This window comes from Streptomyces sp. 142MFCol3.1, from assembly GCF_000424945.1.
GTDB classification, from domain to species: Bacteria; Actinomycetota; Actinomycetes; order Streptomycetales; family Streptomycetaceae; genus Streptomyces; species Streptomyces siamensis.
The window spans coordinates 54,346-78,347 of record NZ_AUKV01000029.1 but is presented as its reverse complement, the minus strand read 5'-3'; the positions used below and the strand labels follow the sequence as shown (position 1 = coordinate 78,347).

The following is a 24,002-nucleotide window of genomic DNA, read 5'->3' as shown; positions in this document are numbered from 1 at the left end:
CGTTCCTTTAATGTGCTCCCATGACTGCCGGGTCGGCCTTGTGCCGTGAGCGAGTTGGTTGCCCGGCCTCCGAGTGAGGCCGGGGCGGGGTAGGGCCCCGCCCTCCCCCCTCTTTTCCGTACGCCGTCCGCGTACGCCCCGCCTGCGGCGGCATCCCCGTACGACGCTGCCGGACCGTGTCTTCACAGGGCGTCTCCGGACCCTCGTGTCTCCGTACGGCCCTTCCGTACGTCTTCCACGCGCGCCCCTGCGCAGGACTCCGTCCCCTTCGGCGCGCGCCTTCACACGCATTTCCACCACCGCGTGCCCGAATGCGCCACGCGGCAATTCGACCTGCTTGAAAAAGGGAGTGGGAAAAGAATGCCAAACGAGTTCAACCAGCGGATCGTCGAGGAATTCCGGGCAGGCGGCGGACGGGTCGGCGGCCCTTTCGAGAAGGCCCGGCTGCTGCTGCTGACGACCACCGGCGTCCGGACGGGCGCCCCGCACACGCCCCCCCTCGGCTACTCCCCCGACGGGGGGGAGCAGGTCCTCGTCATCGCCTCGGCCGGCGGCGCGCCACGCCACCCGGATTGGTACCGCAATCTCCTCGCGCACCCCCACGTCACCGTCGAGGACGGCGTCTTCGTCTACGAGGCAATGGCCCACGTGCTCGAACGCCCGGAACGCGACCGTGTCTTCGCGCGCGCGGTGGAGGCGGACCCGGGGTGGGCGGAGTACCAGGCGAAGACCGACCGGGTGATTCCCGTCGTCGCCCTCCGCGCGATCCCGAAGGACGGTCCCCGGCAGATGAACGCGGGCTCCATGGCCGAGGGGCTGAAGGTGGTCCACGACGCCTTCCGGCGCGAACTCGCCCTGATCCGGGAGGAGGTGACCCGGCAGGGGGCGGCGCTGGGCGCCCAGCTGCGCGTCAACTGCCTCACCCTCTGCCAGGGGCTGCACAACCACCACACCGGTGAGGGCCTCGGCATCTTCCCGATGCTCGGCGAGCGCCATCCGCGGCTCGCCCCCGTCCTGGACCGGCTGCGCCGGGAGCACGAGAGGATCGCGGAGCTCCTCGAAGAGCTGCGCCGGGTCGTCGCTGCGCCCGGCACGGGGCCCGGCCGCGTACGCTCCGACGTGGAACGCCTCACCACCGCACTGGAAGCCCATCTGACCTACGAGGAGGAGCACTTGATTCCCCTCCTGGCCGCACCGGCCGCACCGGGGGCGCCGCGGTGATCGCACTCGTCACCGGCGCCAACCGCGGGATCGGGCGCGAGGTCGCCCGGCAGCTCGCCGCCGCCGGGCACACCGTCCTCGTGACCGCCCGTTCGGCCGAGGCCGCCGCCGAGGCGGCACGGGCCGTCGGCCCGGACGCCCGCCCCCTGCGCCTCGACGTCACCTCCGGGGCCGACATCACCGCCCTCGCCCGGGACCTCGACGCCCTGGACGTCCTCGTCAACAACGCGGCGATCACGTACGACACCTGGCAGCGTGCGACCACCGCCGACCTCGACGTCGTACGGGAGGCCGCCGAGACGAATCTCTACGGTCCCTGGCGGCTGACCCAGGCGCTGCTCCCCCTGCTCCGCGCGAGCGCGCACCCGCGGATCGTGAACGTGTCCAGCGAGGCCGCGTCCCTCGCCGGCATGGGCGGGGGCACGCCCGCCTACTCCGCCTCCAAGGCGGCCCTCAACGCCCTCACCCGCATGCTCGCCGCCGAACTGCGCGGCGACGGCGTGCTGGTGAACGCCGTCTGCCCGGGCTGGGTGGCCACCGACATGGGCGGCCCGGGCGGGCGTCCCGTCGAGGAGGGCGCCGCGAGCGTCGTCTGGGCGGCCACCCTCCCCGACGACGGCCCGACCGGCGGCTTCTTCCGCGACGGCCGCCCCCTGCCCTGGTGAGCTGAACCGGCCGCCCCTCCCCGGTGGCCGCCGCTCGCCGGCGGCGGGCTCACCAGGGCAGGGGCCGCGCGTGGACGACGTCCAGCCGTGACACGGCCCGGGTCAGCACCACGTACAGCCGGTGCAGCCCGCGGGCCTCGGCCTCCGCGACGGCTGCCGGTTCGACGGCCACGACATGGTCGTACTCGAGTCCCTTGGCGAGGCCGGCCGGCACCACCGCGACGCGTGCGCCCAGTTCGTCGGGGCCCGACGCCTCGATGCCCGCGGCGTTCAGCGCCTCCCGCACCCGTCCGGCGTCCTTGTCCGCGGCGATGACCCCGACGGAGCCCTCCTGCGCGAGCGCTGCGCGCACCGCGTCGACGGTCGCGGGCAGCACGTCGGACACGGGCCGGATCGTCACCGCGCCGTCGCGGCGCAGGGCCCGGGCGGGCGGCACCGCCACGTCGAGCCTGCCCAGCAGCCGGTTGGCGATCTCGACGACGGCGCCCGGCACCCGGAAGCCTGTCGTCAGCGGGACGACGGCGGCACCCGGCTTCCCCAGATGGGCGAGGAGGTCATTCCAGTCGCGCGCCGCCCAGGGCGTGGTGCCCTGGGCGAGGTCCCCGAGCACGGTCAGCGATCCGAACGCGGCCCGCCGCGCGATGGCCCGGCACTCCATGGGCGACAGGTCCTGCGCCTCGTCGATGACGACATGGCCGTATCCCTCGGGGTGTTCCACGAGTCCGGCGATCTCGTCGAGCAGGACGAGGTCGGCGGCGGACCAGCATGCGGACCTGTGGGAGCGCGGTGGCTTCGTCCACAGGACCGCCTTCTGTTCGTCGGCGTCGAGGATCCCGTCGGCCGCCTCCGCCAGCGCTTCCGCGTCGGCGAGGATCCGGGTGAGCACCTCCTCGGGGCGCTGCCGGGGCCACACCGCGTCGACGTGGGCGGTGACCGGCCGGGCCCGCGCGATCTTCTGTGCCCACGCGCTGGTCTGCGGTCCTGAGCGCCGCTCGGCCTGTTCCCGTACGTGACGCACGACCCGTGTCCGCACGCGCTCACGGCCGACGGCGTACGGCGGTTCCTCGGCCCGTACGTCGTCCACGATGCGCCGGAGCGCGCCGGCCGGGACGCGCCAACGGTACGAGCCGTCGGGCACCGCCAGCGACTCGGCGGGCCCGCCGACGGCGCCGTACAGGGCCCGGTGCAGCACTCGGGCCATCCGTGCGTCGTGCTTGACGACCGCGGCACGCTCGTCGTCCCGGCCGGTCACCGGGTGCCGGGCGATCTCGTCCCCGAGGGTCGACTGCCGCACCCCCGTCTCACCGAGCGCGGGCAGCACCTCCGAGATGTACGAGAGGAAGGTGCGGTTGGGGCCGAGGATGAGCAGTCCGCCACGGCGGATGCGCTGCGGATGCGTGTAGAGCAGGTACGCGGCCCGGTGCAGTCCGACGGCCGTCTTGCCGGTGCCGGGGGCGCCCTGCACACAGACCGAGTCCGTGAGGTCACCGCGTACGAGATCGTCCTGGTCGGGCTGGATGGTGGCGGCGATGTCGCGCATGGGGCCGATGCGGGGACGCTCGATCTCGCCCGTGAGGATCCGGCTGTCGCGCGTCTGCCCCGCTCCGATGTGCTCGTCCTCCAGCCCCGTGAGGTCGGTGGAGTCGCCCCGGCCGCCGGGGGCCCAGCCGAAGCGGCGCCGGACCGCGACGCCCTGCGGGTCGTGGGCGCCCGCCTGGTAGAAGGCGCGGGAGACGGGCGCGCGCCAGTCGACGACGAGGGGTGGGGAGGCGGGGTGCTCGGTGATCCGCAGGCGCCCGATGTGGTAGCTCTGCCCGGCGTGTTCGCCGGCCTGCGCGCCGGTGTGCTCGAAGTCCAGCTTGCCGAAGAACAGCGGCCCGTGGGGCAGTTCGCGCATCTCCTTCGCCCGGCTGCGCAGTCGGTACCCGAGCACTTCGGCGTCGGCTCCGGAGGCGGAGACGTCCTCGCCGGTGAAGACCTGCTCCTGCGCGCCCTCGACCATGGCGGCGAGGGCGGCGCGGCAGGTGTCGTGGTAGGCGCGCTCGCGGTCGAGGGAGCCGCGGAGGGGCAGGGCGCCGGGCTGTGCGGAGGCAGGGTCGGGTGGCGTCATTCCACCCAGGATAGCGGAATACGTTACCGAGTTAAATTATTTACCTGGTTGTTCAGGCTGGGCCAGCTCGGGCAGCCCTGCCGCCAGCCGCGCGAACGCCCGCTCGGCGGCGGCCACGGCATCCCCCCGCACCCGCGCCGCCGTCTCCCCGCCCGCGATCCGCCGCCAGTTCTCCAGCGCGAGGATGCGCCGCACCGCGGTGATCTGCCCGGCCGCCAGCCGCGCGTCGAGGCCGCCGCCCAGGGCCTCGGCGAGCGCCCCTTCGGACCGCTCCAGGTACTCGTACAGCCGCGCCACCAGCGACGGCGTGCCGTAGAGCAGCCGGAGGTAGGCGAGAACGGCGGGATGGTCGTTGAGCCCGGTGACGGGATCCAGCCGGCCGAGCCCGTCCAGGAAGTGCGCACGCAGCGCGCCGATCACGGACTGCCCCTCCGGGCGTCCGGCGACCACCTGCGCCGCCTCCGTCTCGTGGTCGGCGAACCGGTACAGCACCAGGTCCTCCTTGGACGGGAAGTACCGGAAGAGGGTCGGCTTGGAGATCTCGGCGGCTGCCGCCACCTCGGCCACCGAGACGGCGTCGAACCCCTTCTCCAGGAACATTCCGATCGCGATCTCGGAGACGTCCTCGTACATCCGCTGCCTCTTGCGCTCGCGCAGTCCGGTCTCACCCATGGTCAAGAGCGTACGCACCACCGGGGCCGCCCAGGGACGGCGCTTGACCTCAACCGGACTCGAGGTCGAAGACTGCGGGCAGTGATCGACGGCTCGTCCCGAGTCGGCCCGACGGAAGATCCTGCTGAGGAGTGACCGATGCGAGCAGCTCAGGTGAAGACGTTCGGCGGGCCCGAGGTGCTCGCCCCCGTGGATCTGCCGGACCCGGCGCCCGCGCCCGGCGAGGTCCTGATCGACGTCGCCTACGCGGACACGATCTTCGTGGAGACCCAGATACGGGCGGGCTGGGGCCGCGAGTTCTTCCCGGTGACACCCCCGTACGTGCCCGGGGGCGGCGTCTCCGGGGTCGTCGCCGCCCTCGGAGCGGACGTGCCGGACGAGTGGCTGGGCCGCCGGGTGGTGTCCTTCGTGCGGGGCAGCTACGCGGAACGGGCCGTCGCCCCGGTCTCCGCCCTGACGGTCGTACCGGACTCCTTGGACCTGCTCCGGGCCGCGGCCCTGGTCCACGACGGCGTCACCGCCTCCGGCCTCCTCGAACGGACCGCCGTCAGCGCCGTCGACCGGGTCCTCGTCCTCGGCGCGTCCGGAGGCATGGGCACGCTCCTGATCCAGCTGGCCCAGGCTCGTGAAGCCCGCGTGGTCGCGGTGGCCCGGGGCGCCGCGAAGCTGGCCCTGGTACGGGAGTTGGGGGCGGACGCGGTGGTCGACGCGACGCGTGCGGACTGGGCGGCCGCCGCACGTGAGGCCCTCGGCGGCCCGGAGCCCGCCGCGGACGTCGTCCTCGACGGCGTCGGCGGACCACTCGGCGTCGCCGCCTTCCCGCTGACCGCCGACGGAGGCCGCTTCTCCGCCCACGGCGCCCCGACGGGCGCCTTCTCCCCCGTCGACGCGGCCGAGGCCGCCCGCCGCGGCATCACCCTCTTCGGCATCGCGGACGTCCAGTTCTCCCCCGCCGAACTGCGCCGCTTCACCGCCACCGCCCTGGAGGAAGCCGCGGCGGGGCGTCTCCACCCGGTCGTCGGCGAGGTGTTCCCGCTGGACCGCGCGGCCGAGGCGCACGCGGCCATCGAGGACCGGCGGCTGGTGGGGAAGGCGCTGCTGAAGGTGTGACGACGGGGGCGGACCGGGGCGGTGGCGGGGTTCAGCCTCCCGGCCCGCGCCGCCAGCCCGGCGCGAACGACAGCTTCCACAGGTCGTCGAGATGCTTGTTCCACGTGGCGACCACCGCTTTGGCGTCGTCACCGGCGCCCCGGGACCAGACGCTGAGGTCGGTGCGGTAGCCCTTGGGGTCGTAGAACTCGGGGCCCGCGCTCCGCAGCATGGTGCGGGCCGCCACGTTGTAGAGGCCGTGCAGCACGACTTCCCGGTTGAAGATGCAGATCTTGTCCCGCGGTATGCCGGGGTAGACCCGGTACTCGCACTCGGCGCTGACCCGGCGCAGGCCGTTCAGACGCTCCGCGATGCCCGACAGCGTCTCGTCGTACTCCTTGCACTTCGACTCGATGCGTCTGCGGAAGTCGGGGTCGTCCACCGGCGCGTCGTCCTCGCCCACCCGCGCCGGAACGGTCATCTCCTGCCCGAAGTCCGGGATCAGCACCCTGACGGAGACGTGCCTGGTCGGCCCGGGGTCCTCCAAAAGCTTCTCCAGCCGGTGGAACATCTCGTTGCAGAGCGTCTCACCCGTGTAGCCGAGGAAGGTGATCTCCACCTCGCGCGCCCTGAAGGCGTCGTTGACGAAGATTCCCAGTTCACGCGACTCGACCTGAACGCGCGGAGGCCTGCGGAGCGTCGCGGAGAGGTCTTTGACCGTGTCGTACAGGACGTAGCCGACCAGGCTGAGCAAGGCGCCACCGAGGAACGCCTTGTCCTCCAGGGCGTCTCCCACGGGCTTCACGAACTGCGCCGTCAGACCGATCACGAAGATCGCCAACAGCAGCATCCGCGTGAAGACCGGCTCATAGCGCTCCTGAAACCGTCTCAGGTGCGCGCCCACACCACCGTCGGCCGCCCTGCCCCCCGTTCCGGACATGCGCCGGGCCTCCTCCCGTTCCGAAGGGCCCTGCGGCACCGTTCGGCCCGACGGGCCCATCAGACGTCCGCGGGGACCTCAACTGTCCGTAGGTCTCCATCGTCGCGGGACATCAACGCACGGGCAAGGTAGGGGTTCGCCGGCACCTTCCACTTCTTCGGCAGGCCCAGCGCGGCCGTGGCCGCGGCCAGGGTCATCGCGTAGGCGTCCACGGCGCGGCGGACGTTGGGGGCCTCCAGGCTGTCGCCGGTCAAGAGACGGTCCAGGTCCACGTACGCCGACCGGACGACCTCCATCCACCGGTACACGCGCCAGTCCTGGTTCCAGCCCTTCGTGCAGTCCTCCGGCAGCGACCGGTACCAACGGGAGAACAGGCGCTCGCGGATCTCGGGGCGGGTAGGGGTGAGGTGCATGTGGCGCACCAGGTCGTACAGCGGGTCGCCGCTCATCGCCATCTCCCAGTCGATGAGCGTCAGGCCTCCGTCGTCCCGGCGCACCAGGTTCCACGGGTTGAGGTCGCCGTGCAGCAGCACCGAACGGCGGGGAACCACGGTGTGGCGTTCCAGGATCTGCATCAGTCGGTAGCTGCTGGGCAGTCCCAGCTCGCGCGCCACCTCCTTGGTGGCCCTGGGCAGGTCATCCACCAGGCGCACCATCTCGTACTGGAGCTCCCAGTAGAATTCCTGCCCCCGCATGGAGGGGTCCAGTTCGGTGCAGTCGATCCGGGTCAGTGCGGCGAGCTGGTCCACCAGATCGTCCGCCTCGTGCGGCAGGAGCCCGTTCTCGGGATGGACCGGTGGTCCGAAGTCGTCCGCCGATCCTTCGTACGAGTGGATGGTGAATGGTTCTTTCAGACCGCTGGTGCCGAGAGCGAGCACGCGCGGAGCACGCACCGGCTGCCCGGACCGCTCGATGGCCCTCAGGACCGCGTGCTCGTCGAGGAACCGGCGTTCCCTGGGGTTGGCCGAGCCCACCTTCCGCCGGACCATGACCGGGAACGGGACTCCGGGGACGCGGACCGCCGTGTTCAGATGGGCCGTCCCCTTGAACACGCGGTCCGCGGAGGCCGCGCCCTCCTCGAACAGCGCGTTGTTCACCGCCGTCGCAGAGAAGTCGGGATGCTCCGGTACCCGCGGGTCGGGCTCCCAGACGATCTGGAAGACGGACCTCTCACGGCCGGCCTTGACCCCGTTGGACTCGTTCCACCGGAAGAGGATGCGTTCGATCTCCCCCTCGTCCGGCACCTTCTTGAGGCGCAGCGGTTCCTCGGCGGCAACCAGCGCCCGGTGCACCTCACCCGTCGCCGCGTCCAGGTCCCGCTGGTCGAAGGTGTCGCCGAGCAGGGTGGCGGCCCGCATCACGTCCGGATAGACCGACTGCGCCCGTTCGAAGGCCAGATAGTGCTTCAGGTCCCGGTCGAGGCCGTCGACGGCGTTGCTGCGCCGACTTCCCATGGCCTCACGCCATGCCTCGATCACCTCGGGCCACTGGTAGTCGGGGTACTGCATTCGCACGAGGTGGGTGGCGAGGTCGTGCAGCGGGTCCCCGAAGGACGCCAGCTCCCAGTCGACGCAGATGAGCGGAGGGTCTCCGCGATACGAGACGATCACGTTGTCCCGATGGAGGTCCGTGTGGAGCAGGCTGAAGGGCCGTCTGATCAGCGCGGGCACCCGCTCCGCGAACCGCACCAGCGCGTCGTCCGGGATGCCCAGCATCGCGAACAGGCCGCCGAATTCCTTCCAGTTGCGCTGCCGGATCTGCTCCTCCGCCGCATGTGCCAGAGCCAGCAGGAAGGCCCCGCTGTTCCTGCTGGAGCGGGGCCAGGACAGCGGCAGCTCCGGCAGGTGCTGTCGGCGCACCTGCGTCATGTCGGCGAACAGTCCCGCCAGCGCGGCGATAAGGTCGGCGTCGACCGGCTTGCCGTTCGGGCAGATGCTGGAGAGCGGCACACCCTCCACATAGCTGAGGATGGTCATGTCACCGCGCTTGACCAGGCAGCGCGGCACGTGCGGCAGGAAACGGCGGATCCTGTCGAGGACCTCCGCCTCGTCCTGCCAGGTCCTGATGACGACAGGCAGGGCGGAGGGGATCGGCTCCCGCACGGTGACCGCCGCCCCGTCCTCGCACTCCTCCAGAGCGGAATGGCCTTCGGACAGCGGGCGCACCATGTAGTTCAGGTTGTGGTGCCCCCGGCCGAACGACCCCATGGCCCGGGCGTAGCGCACGAAGGCGTCGTACTTGGCGTCCGCCACCCTTGCCGGGGCGGGCCTGAGAGGCAACGGCGGAACGCCCACGGGTCACTCCTGAATAACTGTGCGTCGCCATTGATGTTCATGCGCCGCGAGAGAGGTGAGCACACCTTAGTGCTCGACGGGGTTTACGGACGCCCGGACGACTGCATTCGATACCGGCCTGAGAGAGATACCACCCGAGAGCCTCACGCCGTTCGAAGTCGGTCTCGTTCCGGTTGCGTTTCAGGGTGTGCCGACCCGCACTCGCGCGGGTCGGATCGCCCCACGGTGTGTCAGGTCGGGTCAGGTCGTCTCGGCGAGGAGGTTCCAGCAGGAGTCGAACCAGCCCTGCATGCTCTCCATGAAGACGGACCCCGGTGAGTCGGGATCGCCCTCGTCATTGACGTGGCGGGTCAGCGTCGAGCCCAGACCGAGGACGTCGAGGGCGTCGACCTCCGTGCCGTCGTCCAGCAGGATGGGACGCTCCACCACCTCGTAGGGGCCGAACAGCGCTTCGGCCCCGGGCCTCAGATACAGCTTGTACGTCGGGACCAGCGGCACATAGCGGATCACCGCGTCGGCGGACGGGACGAGCCCCTCCGCCTGGAGGTCGAGCAGCGCGACGCGCAGCGAGGTCGTGTGCCGTCTTGTGATGCCCCGGAGCCGCTCCTGCAACCGGTTCGGCCGACCTTGCCCCTGGAGCTCCTCCCCCACGCCCGTCACCCGCGCCCGGGGATAGGGGAGGTCGACCGACTCCGCGGGCAGCAGCAAGCGCAGTTCGATGCGCTCGGGCCGGATCTCACCGAGGCGGATGCGCTCGGCCTGGAGACGGATGTGTGCGTCCAGCGACTCCGAGGTGAGGGTGAACACGTCCAATTGGACTACCGGTTGAGCGAAGGCCCGGGCGATGAAGGCGCCGAGCGCCGCACGCACCCTCGGCGGCTCCTGGCTCGACGTACCCGCGTGCGTCGGCCTCTTCACGACGCGCGTGCCGCTGCCCTGGCGGGACCTGATCCACCCTTCGCTGTTGAGCTCCCGTATCACCCGTTGCACGGTGTCCCTCGACACATCGAACATCTCGGCGAGTTCGCGCTGCGGCGGGAGCTGGGAGTCGAGCGGATACCTGCCGTCGGCTATCCGGGTGCGCAGCTCTCCGAGGACACGGTCGAACTCCGTGCCGCCTCCGTCGCCGCGCCCTTCGCCCACAACGCGACCGTACCGCTCTCCGTCCTCGGGCAAACCGCTTTCAGTCACATTGGCGGCCGGATGTGCCGGTCGGCATATCCGGCAGACGCCTGCCCGTTAAGCGATCAGTCAGGCAGGGCATACCACTTTCAATTAAATCAGTCCAATTGGGCGGCTAGTTGCTTGGTTCTCTGAAGCGGACGGGGTGGGGGACGTGGTCTTCTTTCAACTGGTGGGGACGATCATTCAATTCGAGATGGGGCAGGTGGTACAGACACGGCTCGGCGCGATCGGTGGCCTGGGACTGCTCCTGCTGGCCCTCGCGCCCGTGCTCGTACGGCTCTCGCTCAAGGCGATCAGGCGGACGCTCCAGGAACACCCGGGCTGGTGGGCGCTCGGGCTCCTCGTCTGTCTGCTGGCGCTGAGCCTTCAGGCCTGATCCCGGCGAGGGACCGTCAGGGCCGATCCCGGCAACGGGCTGTCGGGTCCGATCCGGCGCCGAGCGCTCAGCCCTGGTCGCGTACCAGCCGCAGCACCGGCTCCAGCGAATCCACCACATGCTCCGCTCCCGCGTCCCGCAGCAGCTTCCCCTTGTCCTCGTTACGCGCGTAGCCGAGAAACGGAACGCCGGCCTGCCGGGCGGCGACGAGGTCCGAGGGGGCGTCGCCGATCATGAGGGCCGCCGACGGGGCGGCGCCCAGGGCGTTCAGGGCACGGTTGAGACAGTGCGGATCGGGCTTGAGGCGGTGCAGGTCGCGCGTACGCCCGTAGATGTTGGGCGCGAAACACTCGGTGAGCCCCCGGCTCGCGAGGTAGCCGGCCGCCGTGCGGGGGGAGTTGTTGGTCGCGATCGCCAGCCGGACACCGACCGCGCTCCAGGTGCGTATCAGCGGGTCCGCGAAGGCGGTGGGCCAGGCGGAGGGCACCGCCTGGAGCTCCTGGTAGGTGAGCCGCTCCTCCAGCTCCGCCACCAGGTCGCTGCGTGGGTCCCGCCGGTTGACCGCGTACAGGACAGCCATCGGGTCGGGGTGGACACGCTCGTCCTCGGTCAGCAGCCCGAGCAGCCCGTGCTGCTCCAGCCACTCCACGAGGTCCTTCGCCACGTCCTCCGCGGAATGGCCCGCGAACAGCCGGCAGATGGGACCGTCGAAATCGAAGAGGACATAGCGGGCGCGGGTGATCACTTCCCGTAGGTTCTCTGTCTCTGTTGCCACCGATTCAGTCTGCGCCGTATCAGAAGTCACTAGGAGAGTGTCAGGTCCGTGGTGATGGTTTCCCAGAGGGCGTCGAACCACTTCTGGGATTGCTCCACGAAGGCGGCGTCCCGCTGGCCGGCCCGCTTCTCGAAGGAGAAGAGAAGGGACGCGGAGCCGAGGGCGTCGTACATCTCCAGGATGCCGCTGTCCACGGCCTCCTCCCGCTTGGTGACCATGTAGTACGCGAAGAGCGCCTCGGTCTCGTTGAGCAGGTAGAGCTTCACCGGTGGGGTGAAGGGCAGGGCGCGGAAGGCCACCCTGACATCGATGCCGTGCGAGGAGCGCAGGGACTGGAGGTTGTGGCGCAGGACGACGACCTGGGCGTTGCGCTGGTCCAGCCAGCGCTTGTGGACGGGGTCGTCCTCGCCCTGGGCCTCGACGGGGACCGGGAAGGCCAGGTTGATGTCCCGTGACGGCAGCAGGATCCGTACGTCGATCGACGCCGGACGGACCCTGCCCTCGTGGATCTGGCGGACCGGATCGCCGAGGGCCAGCATCAGGGTCTCCGCCGTGAGGCAGGCGGCGTCGATGCGGACGTGGGGCACGGAGAACGCGTCGGTCAGACGCGGCGCGAGGCCCACCATCGTCGGCTGCGGTTCGTCCCGCACCGGGGGGACCTCGGCGATCCGCGGCGGGCTGCCCTTGCTGACGTTGCTGAGGAGTCCGTCCTCCTGGAGCGCGCGGAGGGCCTGGCGGACGGTGCCGCGCTCGACACCGAACTCCTCCGCCAACTCCGCCTGAGTGGGCAGGCGGTCGCCCGCCTTGAGGTCTCCGGCGCGGATGCGCTCGCGCAGCACGTCGGCGATCTCCTGGGGCGAGATCTTTCTGCTGCCGTTCACTGCCACGTTCTCCTGGGTCACGACCAAACGTTACAACTTGCGTCCATCTACCGGGAGTTGTTCTGGAGTTGTTTATGGATATCGACCAACTGGGGACAACCTATACATAGTTGGTAGCCAACTCGGCCAAATTGGCGGAAGTTTTGCCTCCCCTCCCGGCCGTGCTCCCGCCGCCCCCACCGGCCACGCACCGGTCTTCCGTGAAAGAAGGACCTGAAGCAGGAGGAACCACCATGCCCGCCATCGCCCTCCTCTCCGCCGTCTTCGTCGTCGGCTTCGAACAGCTCGTCCAGTGGCAGTACGGCCCCATGGGCATCGTGGGACTGCTGCTGCTCACCATCGGACTCAAGGCGAAGAGCCCCGCGTGCAGTTCCATCGGGGCCGTCGTGCTCGCCCTGATGGTCGCCGGCCCCGCCCTGTGAGCTGCGAGGACCGCCGGCCCGACGGCCTTTGCCCGGGAGACCTCAGCTCGTGAGCACCAGCTCCGAGCTGATGGTCTCCCACAGTGCGTTGAACCACAGGTGGGACTGCTCGACGAACGTGGTGTCCCGCAGCCCGGCGCCCTGGGTGAACGGGAAGAGCATGGACTGGGTGCCCTGGACGTCGTACATCTCCAGATGTACATGGTCGATCTCCTCTTCACGCTTGACGAGGGTGTAGTACGCGAAGAGGGCCTCGGCGCCGTTGAGCAGGTACAGCTTCACGGGCGGCGTGAAAGGGAGCGCGCGGAAGGTGACGTTGACGTCGATGCCGTGCGTCGAGCGGAGGGCGAGCAGGTTGTGCCGCAGCACCTGGCCCTGGGCGTTGCGGTTGGCCAGCCAGTTGCGCTGGAGCCGGCCGTCGGACGAGGCGTCGACGGGGGCCGGAAAGGCCAGGTCGATGTCGCTGCTCGGGAGCAGCACCCTGACGTCCACCTTGGCCGGTTTGATACGCCCGGCGTGGATCTGACGCAACGGCTCGCCCATGGCGAGGGTCAGCGAGATCGACGTCAGGCACAGCGCGTCTATCTCCACGTGAGGGGCGGCGAAGGCCGCCGTGATCCGCGCGCCGAGCGCCACCGTGGTGGGCTGCGGTCTGGCCTCGGGGCCGGTCAGGGCCTTCTCCGGCTGGTCGGCGACGGTCGCCGGGCTCCCTTTGGACATGTTCACGAGCAGCCGCTCGGACTGAAGGATGCGCAGGGCCTGACGCACGGCCGCGCGCTCCACGCCGAACTCGTCGGCCAGCTTGGCCTGAGTGGGCATGCGCTGGCCTGCTCGCAGCTGACCGGACCTGATCCGCCTGCGCAGCTCGTCGGCCACCTCATGGTGTGACACGTGTGGCCGTGGTGACCTGTTCCGCCCATTGACGGGGGCATGTTCCGGGTCCACGACCAAACACTACAACTTCCCGCCATCTTTGGGCAGTTACTGGATAGGTGGTTATGAGTCGACCCAACGCGGAGATAAGTAAGAGTGAGTTGGTCGCCAACTTGAGCAACATGGTCAAACTTCCGGGGGGTTGGCCGTCGGAGTCGCACCTGTCAGCCAGGTGGGCCGGACGGACGGTCCTCAGCGGGGTCCCGCCCGCTCCGTCCCGAAGGAGGGATCGTCATGCCGTTCATCGCCCTCGCCGTCGCCGCCCTCGCCATCGGATTCGAGCAGCTCGTCCAGTGGAAGTACGGGCCGATGGGCATCATCGCGTTCGTCGCACTGTCCATCGGGCTCAAGGCCAAGAACACCGCGATCAGCGGCATCGGGGCCGTGATCCTCGTGATGCTGCTCGCTCAGTCCGGCTGACGGACGCCCACCGTCCGGCAGTCCGGCTGACCGGGCTCCCTTCCGGAGGGGAGCCGGGAGCTCGGTCAGTCCGCACCACGGGCACCGCCCGGCACGACAGGGCACCGCCCGGCACGACCACAACTGAATCGCTACGGATCACCGTCGTCGGACACCGGCCCCACGGCCCCGGCCACAAAGGAGGTACGAAGGTACGGAATCAGCTCAGAACAGGTCCGGGCACCACGGTCGCCTGGACGTGCGGAGCAGGGCGTCGGCAACGGAGGCGGCGCCCTCTCGTTCTTCCCGCACCCGTCCCAGCGCGGCGAGCCGCACCGCCGACTCGTCGCCCAGCCACAGGGTCGCCAGTTCGCCCACGTCCAGCGTGAGGTCGGCGGCCCGCGTGGTCGGCGCGCAGGACGCGCCGTCCGGCCCCGCATCGAGCGCGTACCGGCCGGCCGACAGCCCGTCCCGGTCCGTGACCTCCAGGACCAGCGTCCCCGAACCCGCGTAGGTGCGGGCCTCCAGAGCCCGTACGACGTCCAGGACGCGCACCCACAGCCAGTCCGACTGCGTGGTGATGCGCGCGGCGCGCGGATCGGGCAGGAAGTGCGGCAGCAGGTCGTCGGGAGCCCGCCAGCCCGTCTTGACCCGGGCGATCCAGTCGATCGAGCAGAGGTACCGCCACAGGGCGCGCTCGGCCCGCGGGGTGACGGCGATGAGCCAGTTCACGTCGGCGGTGTTCAACGGCTGCTTGGCGTCGCCCCAGTTGTCGTCCGCCTCGTACGAGACCAGGCCCTCGACCTCGCCCTCGGCCGAGCGGTACACCGCGTAGAACGGCTCGGTCCACGGCGAGCGGTCCAGCACGAGCGCGCCGGTGTTGGCCTGCCACCAGCGATCGTCACGGCTGACCGCGCCGGGCTGGGCGCGGCGAAGCCGCTCGTGCAGTTCGGGGCCGGTCCCGCGGACGTCCTCTCCGTCCACCAGGTCGACGCGGCCGCCGTCGTCCGGGCCCGACCAGCGGGGGTCGAGGCCCGTGCGCGCTACGTCGATGGTCCACTGGGCGGTGCTGGTGGCGGGACCGAACCCGTACCGGCCGTAGATCGGGTACTCCGCCGCGATCAGGGTCGCCACGACGTCTCCCCGCTCCTTCGCCGCCGCCAGGTCGGCCGCCATCATGCGGCTGAGCAGACCGCGGCGGCGGTGCGTGGCGGTGACCGTGACGTTCGAGATGGCGTCCGCGGGTACGGCGGCACCGCCGACGACGGTGAGCTCCTGCGGGAAGGACCGGAACGTCGCCACGCACCGGGCGCCGTCGAAGGCGCCCAGGGTGCGCTCGGGCACGATGTAGGTGCTGCGGTCCGCCAGCTCCCGCTCCGACACGGCCGGCGACCGCAGGAACCCCGTGTTCAGCGCGCGGATCCAGTCCGCGGTCTCGGCCTCGGTGATCGCTCGTACGTCTGTGGTGTCGCGGGGGCTCATGACGCCACGCTAGGTGTACGGCGCGGCGGGTGTCGCGGCGTTTTTTCACCGCTCCACCCCGCCGCCCCGGGCCCGCCGCCGGGACGGGGCCCGGAACTGCCCGCACGCGCCGCGAAGGCGGGTTCCCGGGAAACGGCGGCCTCTCCCGGCCCATGGTCGGTTCTCCCGGGAAACGCCCGCCTTCCCCGATCCGGCCCGTGCTCGGCTCCCGGCTCCTGGCTCCCGGCTCCCGGCTCCCGGGACAGCACCACGCTTTCCCGGACCGCGATCGGCTCCCGGGAAAGACCCGCCTCCCCGGCCGGTGATCGAACCCTGGGAAACACCCGCGCCCCCGGACCGCCGTCGGGCCCCGGAAACACCGCGCAGCCCGGACCCTGGTCGGTCCCCGGACCGCGATCAGGCCCCGAAGACGACCCCCCGGGGCCACCCCGCACCCGGCCCCCCCGTGCGGACCGGGTGCACTGCGTCAGAACGCCACCCGGATCTCCCCCACCTCGCGGCCCCCGCCCAGCAGCGGCGAGCGGCCGATGCGTGCGACGACCGGGGCGTCCACGCCGAGCAGGCCGAGCGCGCGGGCCAGCACCGGTCCCAGGGCGCGGCCCCCGCCGTCGTCGATCTTGAAGGCGAGGGCGCGGCCGTCCGGCAGAGCCACCGCCTGGACGGCCTCCGCGCCCATCTTGGACAGGGCGCCCGGGATCTCCCGCATCAGCCAGGTGTCGGGGCGGCGCGTACCGGCGACGTACTCGGGGTGGGCGCGCATCGCGTCGGCGACACGGCGCTCGGCGGAGCCGGGGGCCGCGAGGACGAAGGAGCGGAAGGCGCGGGCGAGGCCGGTGAGGCTGATGGCCATCAGCGGTGCCCCGCAGCCGTCGGTACCGACCGCGGCGACGGGCTCGCCCGCGGCCTCCTCGACCACGGAGTGGATCAGCCGCTGGAGGGGGTGCCCGGGGTCGAGGTACGAATCGGTGGGCCAGCCGCGCTGTGCGCACACCGCGAGCATCGCCGTGTGCTTGCCGGAGCAGTTCATGGTGACGCGGTCGCGGACCTCGCCGGTGGCCAGATAGGTCTCGGCCTCGGCCGGGTCGAGCGGCAGGTCCGGCGGGCACTGGAGCTGAGCGGCCGCGAGCCCGTGCTCGTCCAGCATCTTGTGGACGAGATCGCGGTGGAAGGTCTCGCCGGAGTGGCTGGCGGCGGCGAGGGCGAGCCGCTCTCCGGCCAGGTCGAGTCCGGCGCGCAGCACGCCCGCCGCCTGCATGGGCTTGTTCGACGAGCGGGGGAAGACCGGCGCGGTCACGTCGCCGAGCGCCAGCTCGACCGTCCCGTCCGCGGCGAGCAGCACCAGGCTGCCGCGGTGCCGCCCCTCGACGAATCCGGAGCGCACGATCTCGGCGAGGACGGGGGGCGCGGTCGCCGGGGCGGGCTCGCGGGATATGGCGGGGTCTGCGGTGGTGCGGGCGGGGACGGCGGACATCGGCGGTGGCCTTCCGGGACGGGGACCCGTTCAGGCGGCCGGCCCGGAACGTCGCCGGGTCCGAGGCCGGGCTCTCGCGCCCCGGGCCTTCCGGGCCGGGACACGGTCGCCGCCGCCACGGAACCGGGCACCGGGCCCGGTCGCGGCCGTCGCGGACGCGGACCGGTCCGCCGGGCCGGGCACGGCGCCGCCACCACGTCCCGCATCTCCCGGGACGGGGCTCGGCCACCGTCACCACGGCCCCGGTCACCGGGCCGCGTGCGACCACCACCACCGCGGGCCCGGGTCTTCCCGGACGGCGTCGCGGGAGGCCCCGGACCCGGTCCGGCCGGCCGGGAGGTCCCCGGGCCCCGGCCGGCCCCAAAGGAGCCGCCGCGACCGCCGCACGGCCCCGGGATCACCGGGGCCGCCGCGTCACATGAGCAGGTCGTCTACTTGTGCTTCTCCTTCACGGTACCTGCGGGCGATCTCGGCGCTGCAGTCGTCCGCGGTGTGCTGGAGCTGCTGGCGCCGCCGGGAGACCTGCTGCTCGTAGCGGACGAGCCGTCCCATGCCCGCGCCGAGCTCCTCGTCGGTGCGGGCGTCGAGGTCGGAGAGCTCGACCTCGGCGAGCATGTCGGCGGCCAACCGCCGGTACTCCTCGCCATGGGGTGTGCCCACGGTCACATGCCGGGCCGACGAGCGGTGCCGGGCGGGCGCGTCGGTGAGGATCTCCGGGAGCCGTGCGACGACCGAACCCTCCACGGAGTCGGGGGCCTCGGGCCCGCCCGGCACAGGGGAGGGGAGGCGCAGCCCGCCGCGGCGGGCCAGTTCCGCCCGCAGGATGTCGATGCGCCCCTGGAGGAGCCGCCGCACATAGCTGAGGTCGGCCTCGTCGCGCTGGGCGTCCCGGCGCAGCGTCCGCAGTTCGGGCAGCCGGAGCACGGCCAGGTCGTGCGGGGGCGGGGCGACGGCCAGGGGGCTGTCGGTGCGCTGCGCCGGGGGCCGCGCGGCCACCCTTCCGGCCCGTGGGCTCGTCCGGGTCAATGACACGGCTGCGGGCGGCTGCCCGGTACCAGGTGTGCTCATCTGCCTCTACCGTCCCCTCGACCGGCGGTCCACCCCACGTATGCACCGCAACACACTGCATCGTGCCACCCCAAGTGGTCGCTATGTGACCGAGTGCCCCCGATCGGCCCCAGATGGGGGGTTAGCGCCCCCAGAAATCACGCGAAGGGAGCCGGGCGCGCGCGTCGGTCCGCGCAGCGCCCGCGCGGGGCTCGCACGGCGCCCGTGACAGAACTGCGCGACGTGCGGGACGACCCGCGCGGCACCTCTCGGGCGCGGCCCGAGGCGCGTGACGGGGCCCGTACGGCACGCCTGGAGGCGCCCGGTGAAGGTGGTGCCCACGATGCGCGTGAGGTGCGTGAGGGCCCGCGCGACGTCGCGGCGCGGCGGCACGGCATCATGGGCGGCATGCGTGCGGTGGTGCAGAGGGTGGACGGCGCGAGCGTCGTCGTGGAGGGCGAGACGGTCGGCGAGATCACCGGTGAGGGACTGTGCGTCCTCGTCGGGGTCACGCACGAGGACACCAAGGAGAAGGCTGCCCAACTCGCCCGCAAACTCTGGTCCATCCGGATGCTGACGGACGAGAGGTCCTGCTCCGACGTAGACGCGCCGCTGCTCGTCATCAGCCAGTTCACGCTGTACGGCGACGCTCGCAAGGGCCGCCGCCCCACCTGGAACGCGGCCGCGCCGGGAGACGTGGCGGAACCCCTGGTCGACGAGGTCGTCGCCCGGCTCCGCGCGCTGGGCGCGACGGTGGCGACGGGCCGCTTCGGTGCGCAGATGCGGGTCTCGCTGACGAACGACGGCCCGTTCACCGTGCTGCTGGAGATGTGACCGCGGGGCACCGCCCCGCGGCCGGGAGCCGGGAGCCGGGAGCCGGGCCCTAGGGCTCGACCACGACCTCCTGGGCCGCCGCCGTCGAGTCCGCCATGAGCGGCGCGTCCACCGGCACGTTCCGCTTCACCAGGGCCAGGGCGACGGGGCCCAGTTCGTGGTGGCGTACGGACGTGGTGATGAAGCCGATCTTGCGGCCGTCGGGGCCGTCGGCCGCGAGCCGAAGTTCGGTGCCGTGCGGCGGCAGGTGAACCTCGCTGCCGTCGAGGTGCAGGAAGACGAGGCGGCGCGGGGGCTTGCCCAGGTTCTGCACGCGGGCGACGGTCTCCTGGCCGCGGTAGCAGCCCTTCTGGAGGTGCACCGCGGTGCCGATCCAGCCCAGTTCGTGCGGAATGGTGCGGTGGTCGGTCTCGAAGCCGAGCCGGGGACGGTGGTGCTCCACCCGCAGCGCCTCGTAGGCGAGCAGCCCGGCGGGCGGCCCGTGCTTCGCGGTGTCCTCGGCGTACGGCTCCAGGTCGGCGCGCGGGAGGAAGAGGTCACGGCCGTACGGCGTCTCACGCACCACGACGCCCTCGGGGACCTCGGCGATGGAGCCGGCGGGAAGGTGCACCACCGCGAACTCGGCCGTCGAGTCGGCGACTTCGACGCGGTAGAAGAACTTCATCGACTCCAGGTACGCGATCAGCGCCTCCTGGGTGCCCGGCTCCGTGTGCATCCACACCGTCTCGCCGTCGTCGACGAGGTACAGCGCGTGCTCGATGTGACCGTGCGCGGAGAGGATCAGCGCCTCGGTGGCGCGGCCCACCGGGAGGTCCGTCACGTGTTGTGTGAGCAGCAGGTGCAGCCAGCTGAGCCGGTCCTCCCCGGTGACGGTGACGACACCGCGGTGGGAGAGGTCGACGAAGCCCGCGCCGTCGGCGAGGGCGCGCTGCTCGCGGAACAGATCGCCGTAGTGGGCGGCGACGCCTTCGTCCACGCCCTCGGCGGGGACAGCGCCGGGCAGGGACAGCAGAGGGCTCTTCATGCGCCTAGCCTACGACTTGGTAGTTGAACTCTTGAGGGTGCAGTCACGGCAGCGCCCGAAGATCGCGAAGTGCTTCATGTCCGTCTCGAAGCCGAAGGTCTCGCGCAGTTTCGCGGTGAACTCGGCGGCGACCGACACGTCGGCCTCGATGACGTTCGTGCAGTCGCGGCACACCAGGTGGATGTGGTGGTGCCGGTCCGCGAGGTGGTACGTCGGCGCGCCGTGTCCGAGGTGCGCGTGACTGACAAGCCCCAGCTCCTCGAGGAGTTCGAGGGTCCGGTACACCGTGGAAATGTTGACCCCCGACGCCGTCTTCCTCACTTCCACGAGGATGTCGTCGGGGGTCGCGTGTTCCAGGGTGTCCACGGCTTCGAGCACGAGTTGCCGCTGCGGGGTCAGCCGGTAGCCGCGCTGCCGCAGATCGCTCTTCCAGTCGGTGCTCACCACACCAGAGAGTCTAGGACCACTCCGGGAGACGATGACTACTTGAAGAACGCGATGCCGTCGTCCGGCATGTCGTCGGGCAGGGCCTTCGCCCAGCGCTCGACGTCCTCCGGGGTGACGACCTTCTTCAGGTGCGCGGACATGTAGGGGCGCAGCTCGACCTCGGGGGTCTGCTTCTCGCCGACCCACATGAGGTCGCTGTGCACGTAGCCGTACAGGCGCTTGCCGCCGCTGTACGGACCGGCCGCGGCGGTGCGCGCCACGGCGTCCGTCACCAGGTCGATCTGCGGCTTCTTGTCGGCCAGCTCGCCGTACCAGATCTCGACGACGCCGTCGTCACGGGTCATCACGGCCTCGACCTTGCGGTCGGCGTCGACGCGCCAGAAGCCGGACTCGCTCTCCAGCGGCCTGACCTTGTTCCCGTCGGCGTCGAGCACCCAGGTGCGCGAGTGGTACTCCAGGAAGTCGCGCCCGTCGTGCGTGAACGTGACCTCCTGCCCGAAGTTGCACTTCTCGGAGCCGGGGAAGTCGTGGACGCCCGCGCCGGCCCAGTTGCCGAGCAGGAAGGCGAGGGGGACCAGGTCCTTGTGGAGGTCCGACGGGATCTCGATCATGAGCAGCTCAGAAGTCTCGTAGCGTCAGTTGGGTGACCGCGGTCAGCGCTGGCCCTGGTACAGCTTCTTCACGGTCAGACCGGCGAAAGCGAGAACGCCGACGCAGACCAGGACCAGCAGGGTTTCGAAGAAGATCTCCACAGGGTGCTCCTCGCATGAGCGGACGGCGGTACACAAGGCCGGGCCCCAGCTTACGCGGCTGGGGCCCGGCTCTCTCGGTCAGGTACGCCCTCGCGGGGCCGCCCGGCTCAGCCGAGCAGCTGACTCTGCAGAATCACCGTCTGCTGGAACGGGACCGCCTTCGCAAGGCCCTTGTGGGACTGCACGACGAGGGCGACGGTGTCCCCCGCCGACAGGTACGCCTCCCTGACCTGCTCGGCGCCGTACGGCTTGCTCTCCGTGTACGCGAACCGGGTGATCTCGTCGACCGCGGCGCGCTCCGGGAACTTCTCGTCCCGTTCGGTGCCGGTGACACCGCGCACCGCGAACTGCGCCGAGTCGTAGTTCGCGAGCTGGGTGGAGGCCAGGTCCTCCGCGACGGCCGCGGTGTCGAACTGGAGCAGGTAGATCCGCGTCCGAGTGCCGTCGGCCGCGGTCCAGCCGCGCGCGGCGATGTGCCGCAGGCCGTAGTCGGTCAGCAGCTGGCCGACGGTGTCCCGGTCCGTCTCCTCGGCGTACTCGGCCAGGAACGCCTTCCGCGTCAGCCAGCCGTCCTCGCCGCGCAGCGCCGCGTCGGCCTTCGCGCCCTTCGGCGCGGGCAGCACGAGCTTGCGCAGGTCGGCGTAATGGCTGCCGCTCGTGTTCGCCTCGGCGAACGGGCCCGGGCTGCCGGACGGCAGCGGCGGCTTGCTGATCGTCGGGTAGTCCCAGCGTCCGTCGGCCTGCGTCGCCAGACCCGGTACGTCGGTGCGCTCCATCCGCGTGATGCCGTACGCGGCGGCCGTGCCGACCGCCGCGAAGACCACGGTGGCGGCCGTCCAGCGCAGCACGGCGCGCAGGACGCGGCGGTCCTTCTTGACGCGCGGAGTCGGCTCGGCGACCAGGACGGGCGGGGCCGCCTCGGGCATCGGCGGCACCGGTGGCAGCACGACCTGCGGCTCCATCGGTGTCGTCTGCTCGGTCATACCGCCTCCCCCGGCTCGACGATGCGGTCGAGCTGCTCGCGCAGGAGCGCCGCGACCCCCTTGGTGTTCAGCGGCTTGGCCGCCTCCGCGGTGAGGCTGACCAGCACGTCGCCCTCGTAGGCGGAGCAGATCATCATGTCCAGCTTCTCTTTTTTGTCCTTGGGCGGAAGGAAGCACTTGGCGTTCTTGTGGCCCTCGATCTTCGGCCCGCTGCGGAAGATCGAGAGAGCGTCGAAGAACTCGTTCTGGAAGGTCGACATGTTCCGGACCGCCCTCTTGTCCTCCATCTGCATCAGCTCGATGCTCACGGTGAAGGCCCTCTGGGCGTAGAGCGTGGAGTCGGTCGCGTTCGCCGTGCTCAGGTAGCTGCGCATCACCATGCCCTTGGTGCGCTGCTTGTCGATCTCCTTCTCCAGCCGCCGCCGCTGGGAGCGGGGCAGATCGCTGATCGACTCCTTGCGCAGGGCGGCGGCCTCGCCCCCGCTGAGCGCGGCGTCGGAGCCGAACTCGGCGATGTCCGGGCCCCGGCTCCAGCCGTCGGCCCCGTACGGCACGAGCATGGCGGCGAGCCCCGAGGCCGCCTTCGCCTTCTTGGCGTCCTCCTTCGTGGCCTTCGGGAGCTTCCAGACGGGCGCGCCCGCGTCCCGGTCGGCGTCCTGGACGGTCACGACGGTGTAGCCGGTGCCGGCGATGACGGCACCGACGAGCAGGACGGAACCGGCGATGGCGGCGATACGGCCGCGGCGAACGGGCTTCTTCGGAGCGGCTTCGGACACGGGATCCTGAACGGAATCCACGGGCTCCACACCCTGCACAGGCTCCACCAACTGCACGGGCTCCACGGTGGGCTGTACGGGCTCCACACCCTGCCCAGGCTCCGCCGGCTGCACGGACTCCACGGTGTGCACGGGCTCCACAGCCTGCACGGGCTCCACCGGCTGTGCGGGCTCCACCGGCTGTGCGGGCTCCACCGGCTCCGGTGTTGTCGATTGCTCGGTGGTCACAGCCGCTCCATCTGCCGCTTGGCCAGGTCCATGATCTTGGACTTCGGGATCGGCTTGGTGTCGTAGATCCAGATCTCCATGGCGATGTCGCCGCGCGATGCGGACGCCTGCGCCTTGTAGAGGGGCAGGTAGCCGGCCTTCCTCTCGACCTTGAAGAGGTAGACCATGCCGTCGCCCGTGCCCGGGATGGGCCAGCTGCTGGTGTCGTCCGTGTCCCACCAGGCGACGCGGTCGGAGGCACCGAGGCTCTCCTCCTGGCGGTACTGCACCAGCCGGATCTCGACGCTCTGGTCGCTGCCGACGAGCCAGCTGGTGCCGGCGGCCCGACGGTACTCCGACTTCACGAGGTCGCCGAACTCGCGGTCCGAGTCCTCCAGCTGGTCGGCGTAGTCGGCCATGTTCAGCCAACCGTCCTCGCCGGGCTCCCAATCGGGCGCCTTCGTGCCCTTGGGCCGCTTGATCAGCAGCTTGCGCAGGTCGCCGTCGGTCTTCACCCGGCGGTCCTGGGCGGCGGACAGCGGCTCGGGGCCCTCGCCCTTGGCCTGCGCCACCACCGGCTGCGACAGCGGCGGCAGCTTGGTGGGCTCGCGGTCGGCCTGCACCAGATAGCCGGCGCAGGTTCCGGCGACGAGGCCGAGCACGGCCGCCGTGGCGACGAGCAGGGCCGTACGGCCGCGCCGGCGCGCGGGCTGCACCGTGGTGCCGTCCGGCTCGGCCGGCACGGCGGAGTCGCCCGCCGGCACGGCGGAGCCGTCCGCCGGTACGACGGCCGGCCGGGCAGGCGCGGACGGGCCGGCCCCGCCCGGAGCGGCCGTGCCGGAATCGGCAACCGGCACAACTCCAGGTACGACCGGTCTTTCAGGTGTTTCGGGTCCTTCAGGTACTTCCATGACGTCCCCCCACAGAACGTGAAGCGCAGATTCCGTATCCGCGCGCACAGGAGACCCATGGCCCATGCATGGAGTTGTACGGGACTTGATTACGATTCGGACTACT

General features: G+C 71.3%; 24 protein-coding genes. 7 read left to right on the top strand and 17 right to left on the bottom strand.

Annotation, left to right across the window (positions count from 1 at the left end; all coding sequences use genetic code 11):
- Nucleotides 1–360: 360 nt before the first annotated feature.
- Together H305_RS0133810 and H305_RS0133805 are read left to right on the top strand one after the other, a co-directional pair.
- Nucleotides 361–1,221 (top strand): nitroreductase/quinone reductase family protein, encoded by an 861-nt coding sequence (locus tag H305_RS0133810; RefSeq protein WP_028804368.1) that lies wholly within the window; start codon nt 361–363, stop codon nt 1,219–1,221.
- Nucleotides 1,218–1,886, top strand: coding sequence for an SDR family NAD(P)-dependent oxidoreductase (locus H305_RS0133805; protein ID WP_028804367.1), 669 nt, complete (start codon nt 1,218–1,220; stop codon nt 1,884–1,886). Before H305_RS0133810 ends, H305_RS0133805 begins: the two co-directional genes overlap by 4 nt.
- Before the next feature lie 49 nt (nt 1,887–1,935).
- Here the strand turns inward: H305_RS0133805 and H305_RS0133800 are convergent, their stop codons facing one another.
- Nucleotides 1,936–3,996 carry a HelD family protein gene (locus H305_RS0133800; protein WP_028804366.1) on the bottom strand — a complete coding sequence of 687 codons (2,061 nt, stop codon included), beginning with the start codon at nt 3,994–3,996 and terminating at the stop codon, nt 1,936–1,938.
- Between the two features lie 36 nt (nt 3,997–4,032).
- A complete protein-coding gene (locus H305_RS0133795; RefSeq protein WP_028804365.1) occupies nt 4,033–4,668 on the bottom strand; it encodes a TetR/AcrR family transcriptional regulator in 636 nt (211 codons plus the stop codon).
- 138 nt (nt 4,669–4,806) lie between these two features.
- Between H305_RS0133795 and H305_RS0133790 the strand changes: the two genes are divergently transcribed.
- Complete coding sequence (locus H305_RS0133790) at nt 4,807–5,778, top strand: zinc-binding dehydrogenase (RefSeq protein ID WP_028804364.1); 972 nt, start codon at nt 4,807–4,809, stop codon at nt 5,776–5,778.
- A 31-nt stretch (nt 5,779–5,809) separates the two neighbouring features.
- Here the strand turns inward: H305_RS0133790 and H305_RS0133785 are convergent, their stop codons facing one another.
- The 3 genes from H305_RS0133785 to H305_RS0133775 form a co-directional block, all read right to left on the bottom strand.
- Nucleotides 5,810–6,697 (bottom strand): hypothetical protein, encoded by an 888-nt coding sequence (locus tag H305_RS0133785; protein WP_028804363.1) that lies wholly within the window; start codon nt 6,695–6,697, stop codon nt 5,810–5,812.
- A 59-nt stretch (nt 6,698–6,756) separates the two neighbouring features.
- On the bottom strand, nt 6,757–8,991 hold the full coding sequence (locus H305_RS47760; RefSeq protein ID WP_051371232.1) for an aminoglycoside phosphotransferase family protein: 2,235 nt from the start codon (nt 8,989–8,991) through the stop codon (nt 6,757–6,759).
- Between the two features lie 240 nt (nt 8,992–9,231).
- Entirely contained in the window at nt 9,232–10,134 is a 903-nt protein-coding gene (locus tag H305_RS0133775) for a winged helix-turn-helix domain-containing protein (RefSeq protein WP_037766148.1), read from the bottom strand.
- 193 nt (nt 10,135–10,327) lie between these two features.
- On the opposite strand from H305_RS0133775, the gene H305_RS0133770 reads away from it, so the two are divergent.
- The gene (locus H305_RS0133770; RefSeq protein WP_158690612.1) at nt 10,328–10,552 is read left to right on the top strand and encodes a hypothetical protein; all 225 of its coding nucleotides are present in this window, start codon (nt 10,328–10,330) and stop codon (nt 10,550–10,552) included.
- A 67-nt stretch (nt 10,553–10,619) separates the two neighbouring features.
- On the opposite strand, the gene H305_RS0133765 is transcribed toward H305_RS0133770, so the two are convergent.
- Nucleotides 10,620–11,357, bottom strand: coding sequence for an HAD family hydrolase (locus H305_RS0133765; RefSeq protein ID WP_234021348.1), 738 nt, complete (start codon nt 11,355–11,357; stop codon nt 10,620–10,622).
- Nucleotides 11,357–12,235: a GntR family transcriptional regulator gene (locus H305_RS0133760; protein WP_037766145.1), complete on the bottom strand. Its 879-nt coding sequence runs from the start codon at nt 12,233–12,235 to the stop codon at nt 11,357–11,359. The genes H305_RS0133765 and H305_RS0133760 overlap by 1 nt, the downstream gene beginning before the upstream one ends.
- 206 nt (nt 12,236–12,441) lie before the next feature.
- Here H305_RS0133760 and H305_RS0133755 point away from each other — a divergent pair, with 206 nt between their 5' ends.
- Nucleotides 12,442–12,630 carry a hypothetical protein gene (locus H305_RS0133755; RefSeq protein ID WP_028804358.1) on the top strand — a complete coding sequence of 63 codons (189 nt, stop codon included), beginning with the start codon at nt 12,442–12,444 and terminating at the stop codon, nt 12,628–12,630.
- 42 nt (nt 12,631–12,672) lie between these two features.
- Here the strand turns inward: H305_RS0133755 and H305_RS0133750 are convergent, their stop codons facing one another.
- Nucleotides 12,673–13,581 (bottom strand): winged helix-turn-helix domain-containing protein, encoded by a 909-nt coding sequence (locus H305_RS0133750; protein ID WP_078629377.1) that lies wholly within the window; start codon nt 13,579–13,581, stop codon nt 12,673–12,675.
- Nucleotides 13,582–13,797: 216 nt separating this feature from the next.
- Here H305_RS0133750 and H305_RS0133745 point away from each other — a divergent pair, with 216 nt between their 5' ends.
- Complete coding sequence (locus tag H305_RS0133745) at nt 13,798–13,983, top strand: hypothetical protein (protein WP_028804356.1); 186 nt, start codon at nt 13,798–13,800, stop codon at nt 13,981–13,983.
- Nucleotides 13,984–14,187: 204 nt separating this feature from the next.
- On the opposite strand, the gene H305_RS0133740 is transcribed toward H305_RS0133745, so the two are convergent.
- The 3 genes from H305_RS0133740 to H305_RS0133730 form a co-directional block, all read right to left on the bottom strand.
- Nucleotides 14,188–15,444, bottom strand: a complete 1,257-nt coding sequence (locus tag H305_RS0133740; protein ID WP_028804355.1) for a GNAT family N-acetyltransferase — start codon at nt 15,442–15,444, stop codon at nt 14,188–14,190.
- Nucleotides 15,445–15,910: 466 nt separating this feature from the next.
- Nucleotides 15,911–16,915, bottom strand: coding sequence for an asparaginase (locus tag H305_RS0133735; protein WP_037766143.1), 1,005 nt, complete (start codon nt 16,913–16,915; stop codon nt 15,911–15,913).
- A gap of 414 nt (nt 16,916–17,329) precedes the next feature.
- Nucleotides 17,330–17,983 (bottom strand): hypothetical protein, encoded by a 654-nt coding sequence (locus H305_RS0133730; protein WP_028804353.1) that lies wholly within the window; start codon nt 17,981–17,983, stop codon nt 17,330–17,332.
- A gap of 387 nt (nt 17,984–18,370) precedes the next feature.
- Here H305_RS0133730 and dtd point away from each other — a divergent pair, with 387 nt between their 5' ends.
- Nucleotides 18,371–18,796, top strand: a complete 426-nt coding sequence (gene dtd / locus H305_RS0133725; protein WP_028804352.1) for a D-aminoacyl-tRNA deacylase — start codon at nt 18,371–18,373, stop codon at nt 18,794–18,796.
- A 49-nt stretch (nt 18,797–18,845) separates the two neighbouring features.
- On the opposite strand, the gene H305_RS0133720 is transcribed toward dtd, so the two are convergent.
- From H305_RS0133720 to H305_RS0133690, 6 genes are all read right to left on the bottom strand, one after another.
- Nucleotides 18,846–19,820, bottom strand: a complete 975-nt coding sequence (locus H305_RS0133720) for a YgfZ/GcvT domain-containing protein (protein WP_028804351.1) — start codon at nt 19,818–19,820, stop codon at nt 18,846–18,848.
- A 9-nt stretch (nt 19,821–19,829) separates the two neighbouring features.
- Nucleotides 19,830–20,267, bottom strand: coding sequence for a Fur family transcriptional regulator (locus H305_RS0133715; protein ID WP_028804350.1), 438 nt, complete (start codon nt 20,265–20,267; stop codon nt 19,830–19,832).
- Nucleotides 20,268–20,302: 35 nt separating this feature from the next.
- On the bottom strand, nt 20,303–20,878 hold the full coding sequence (locus H305_RS0133710) for an FABP family protein (RefSeq protein WP_028804349.1): 576 nt from the start codon (nt 20,876–20,878) through the stop codon (nt 20,303–20,305).
- Between the two features lie 248 nt (nt 20,879–21,126).
- Nucleotides 21,127–22,002 carry a hypothetical protein gene (locus H305_RS0133700; protein ID WP_028804348.1) on the bottom strand — a complete coding sequence of 292 codons (876 nt, stop codon included), beginning with the start codon at nt 22,000–22,002 and terminating at the stop codon, nt 21,127–21,129.
- The gene (locus H305_RS0133695) at nt 21,999–23,006 is read right to left on the bottom strand and encodes a hypothetical protein (RefSeq protein WP_324608125.1); all 1,008 of its coding nucleotides are present in this window, start codon (nt 23,004–23,006) and stop codon (nt 21,999–22,001) included. Before H305_RS0133695 ends, H305_RS0133700 begins: the two co-directional genes overlap by 4 nt.
- Nucleotides 23,003–23,842 (bottom strand): hypothetical protein, encoded by an 840-nt coding sequence (locus H305_RS0133690; RefSeq protein WP_234021347.1) that lies wholly within the window; start codon nt 23,840–23,842, stop codon nt 23,003–23,005. The genes H305_RS0133695 and H305_RS0133690 overlap by 4 nt, the downstream gene beginning before the upstream one ends.
- Between the last annotated feature and the right edge of the window lie 160 nt (nt 23,843–24,002).

Excerpts from the sequence above, each read along its gene's own strand:
- H305_RS0133810 (WP_028804368.1), top strand. The coding sequence starts at position 361 with ATGCCAAACGAGTTCAACCAGCGGATCGTCGAGGAATTCCGGGCAGGC.
- H305_RS0133800 (WP_028804366.1), bottom strand. The coding sequence starts at position 3,996 with ATGACGCCACCCGACCCTGCCTCCGCACAGCCCGGCGCCCTGCCCCTC.
- H305_RS0133795 (WP_028804365.1), bottom strand. The coding sequence starts at position 4,668 with ATGGGTGAGACCGGACTGCGCGAGCGCAAGAGGCAGCGGATGTACGAG.
- H305_RS0133790 (WP_028804364.1), top strand. The coding sequence starts at position 4,807 with ATGCGAGCAGCTCAGGTGAAGACGTTCGGCGGGCCCGAGGTGCTCGCC.
- H305_RS0133785 (WP_028804363.1), bottom strand. The coding sequence starts at position 6,697 with ATGTCCGGAACGGGGGGCAGGGCGGCCGACGGTGGTGTGGGCGCGCAC.
- H305_RS0133755 (WP_028804358.1), top strand. The coding sequence starts at position 12,442 with ATGCCCGCCATCGCCCTCCTCTCCGCCGTCTTCGTCGTCGGCTTCGAA.
- H305_RS0133745 (WP_028804356.1), top strand. The coding sequence starts at position 13,798 with ATGCCGTTCATCGCCCTCGCCGTCGCCGCCCTCGCCATCGGATTCGAG.
- H305_RS0133740 (WP_028804355.1), bottom strand. The coding sequence starts at position 15,444 with ATGAGCCCCCGCGACACCACAGACGTACGAGCGATCACCGAGGCCGAG.
- H305_RS0133735 (WP_037766143.1), bottom strand. The coding sequence starts at position 16,915 with ATGTCCGCCGTCCCCGCCCGCACCACCGCAGACCCCGCCATATCCCGC.
- H305_RS0133730 (WP_028804353.1), bottom strand. The coding sequence starts at position 17,983 with ATGAGCACACCTGGTACCGGGCAGCCGCCCGCAGCCGTGTCATTGACC.
- dtd (WP_028804352.1), top strand. The coding sequence starts at position 18,371 with ATGCGTGCGGTGGTGCAGAGGGTGGACGGCGCGAGCGTCGTCGTGGAG.
- H305_RS0133720 (WP_028804351.1), bottom strand. The coding sequence starts at position 19,820 with ATGAAGAGCCCTCTGCTGTCCCTGCCCGGCGCTGTCCCCGCCGAGGGC.
- H305_RS0133710 (WP_028804349.1), bottom strand. The coding sequence starts at position 20,878 with ATGATCGAGATCCCGTCGGACCTCCACAAGGACCTGGTCCCCCTCGCC.
- H305_RS0133700 (WP_028804348.1), bottom strand. The coding sequence starts at position 22,002 with ATGACCGAGCAGACGACACCGATGGAGCCGCAGGTCGTGCTGCCACCG.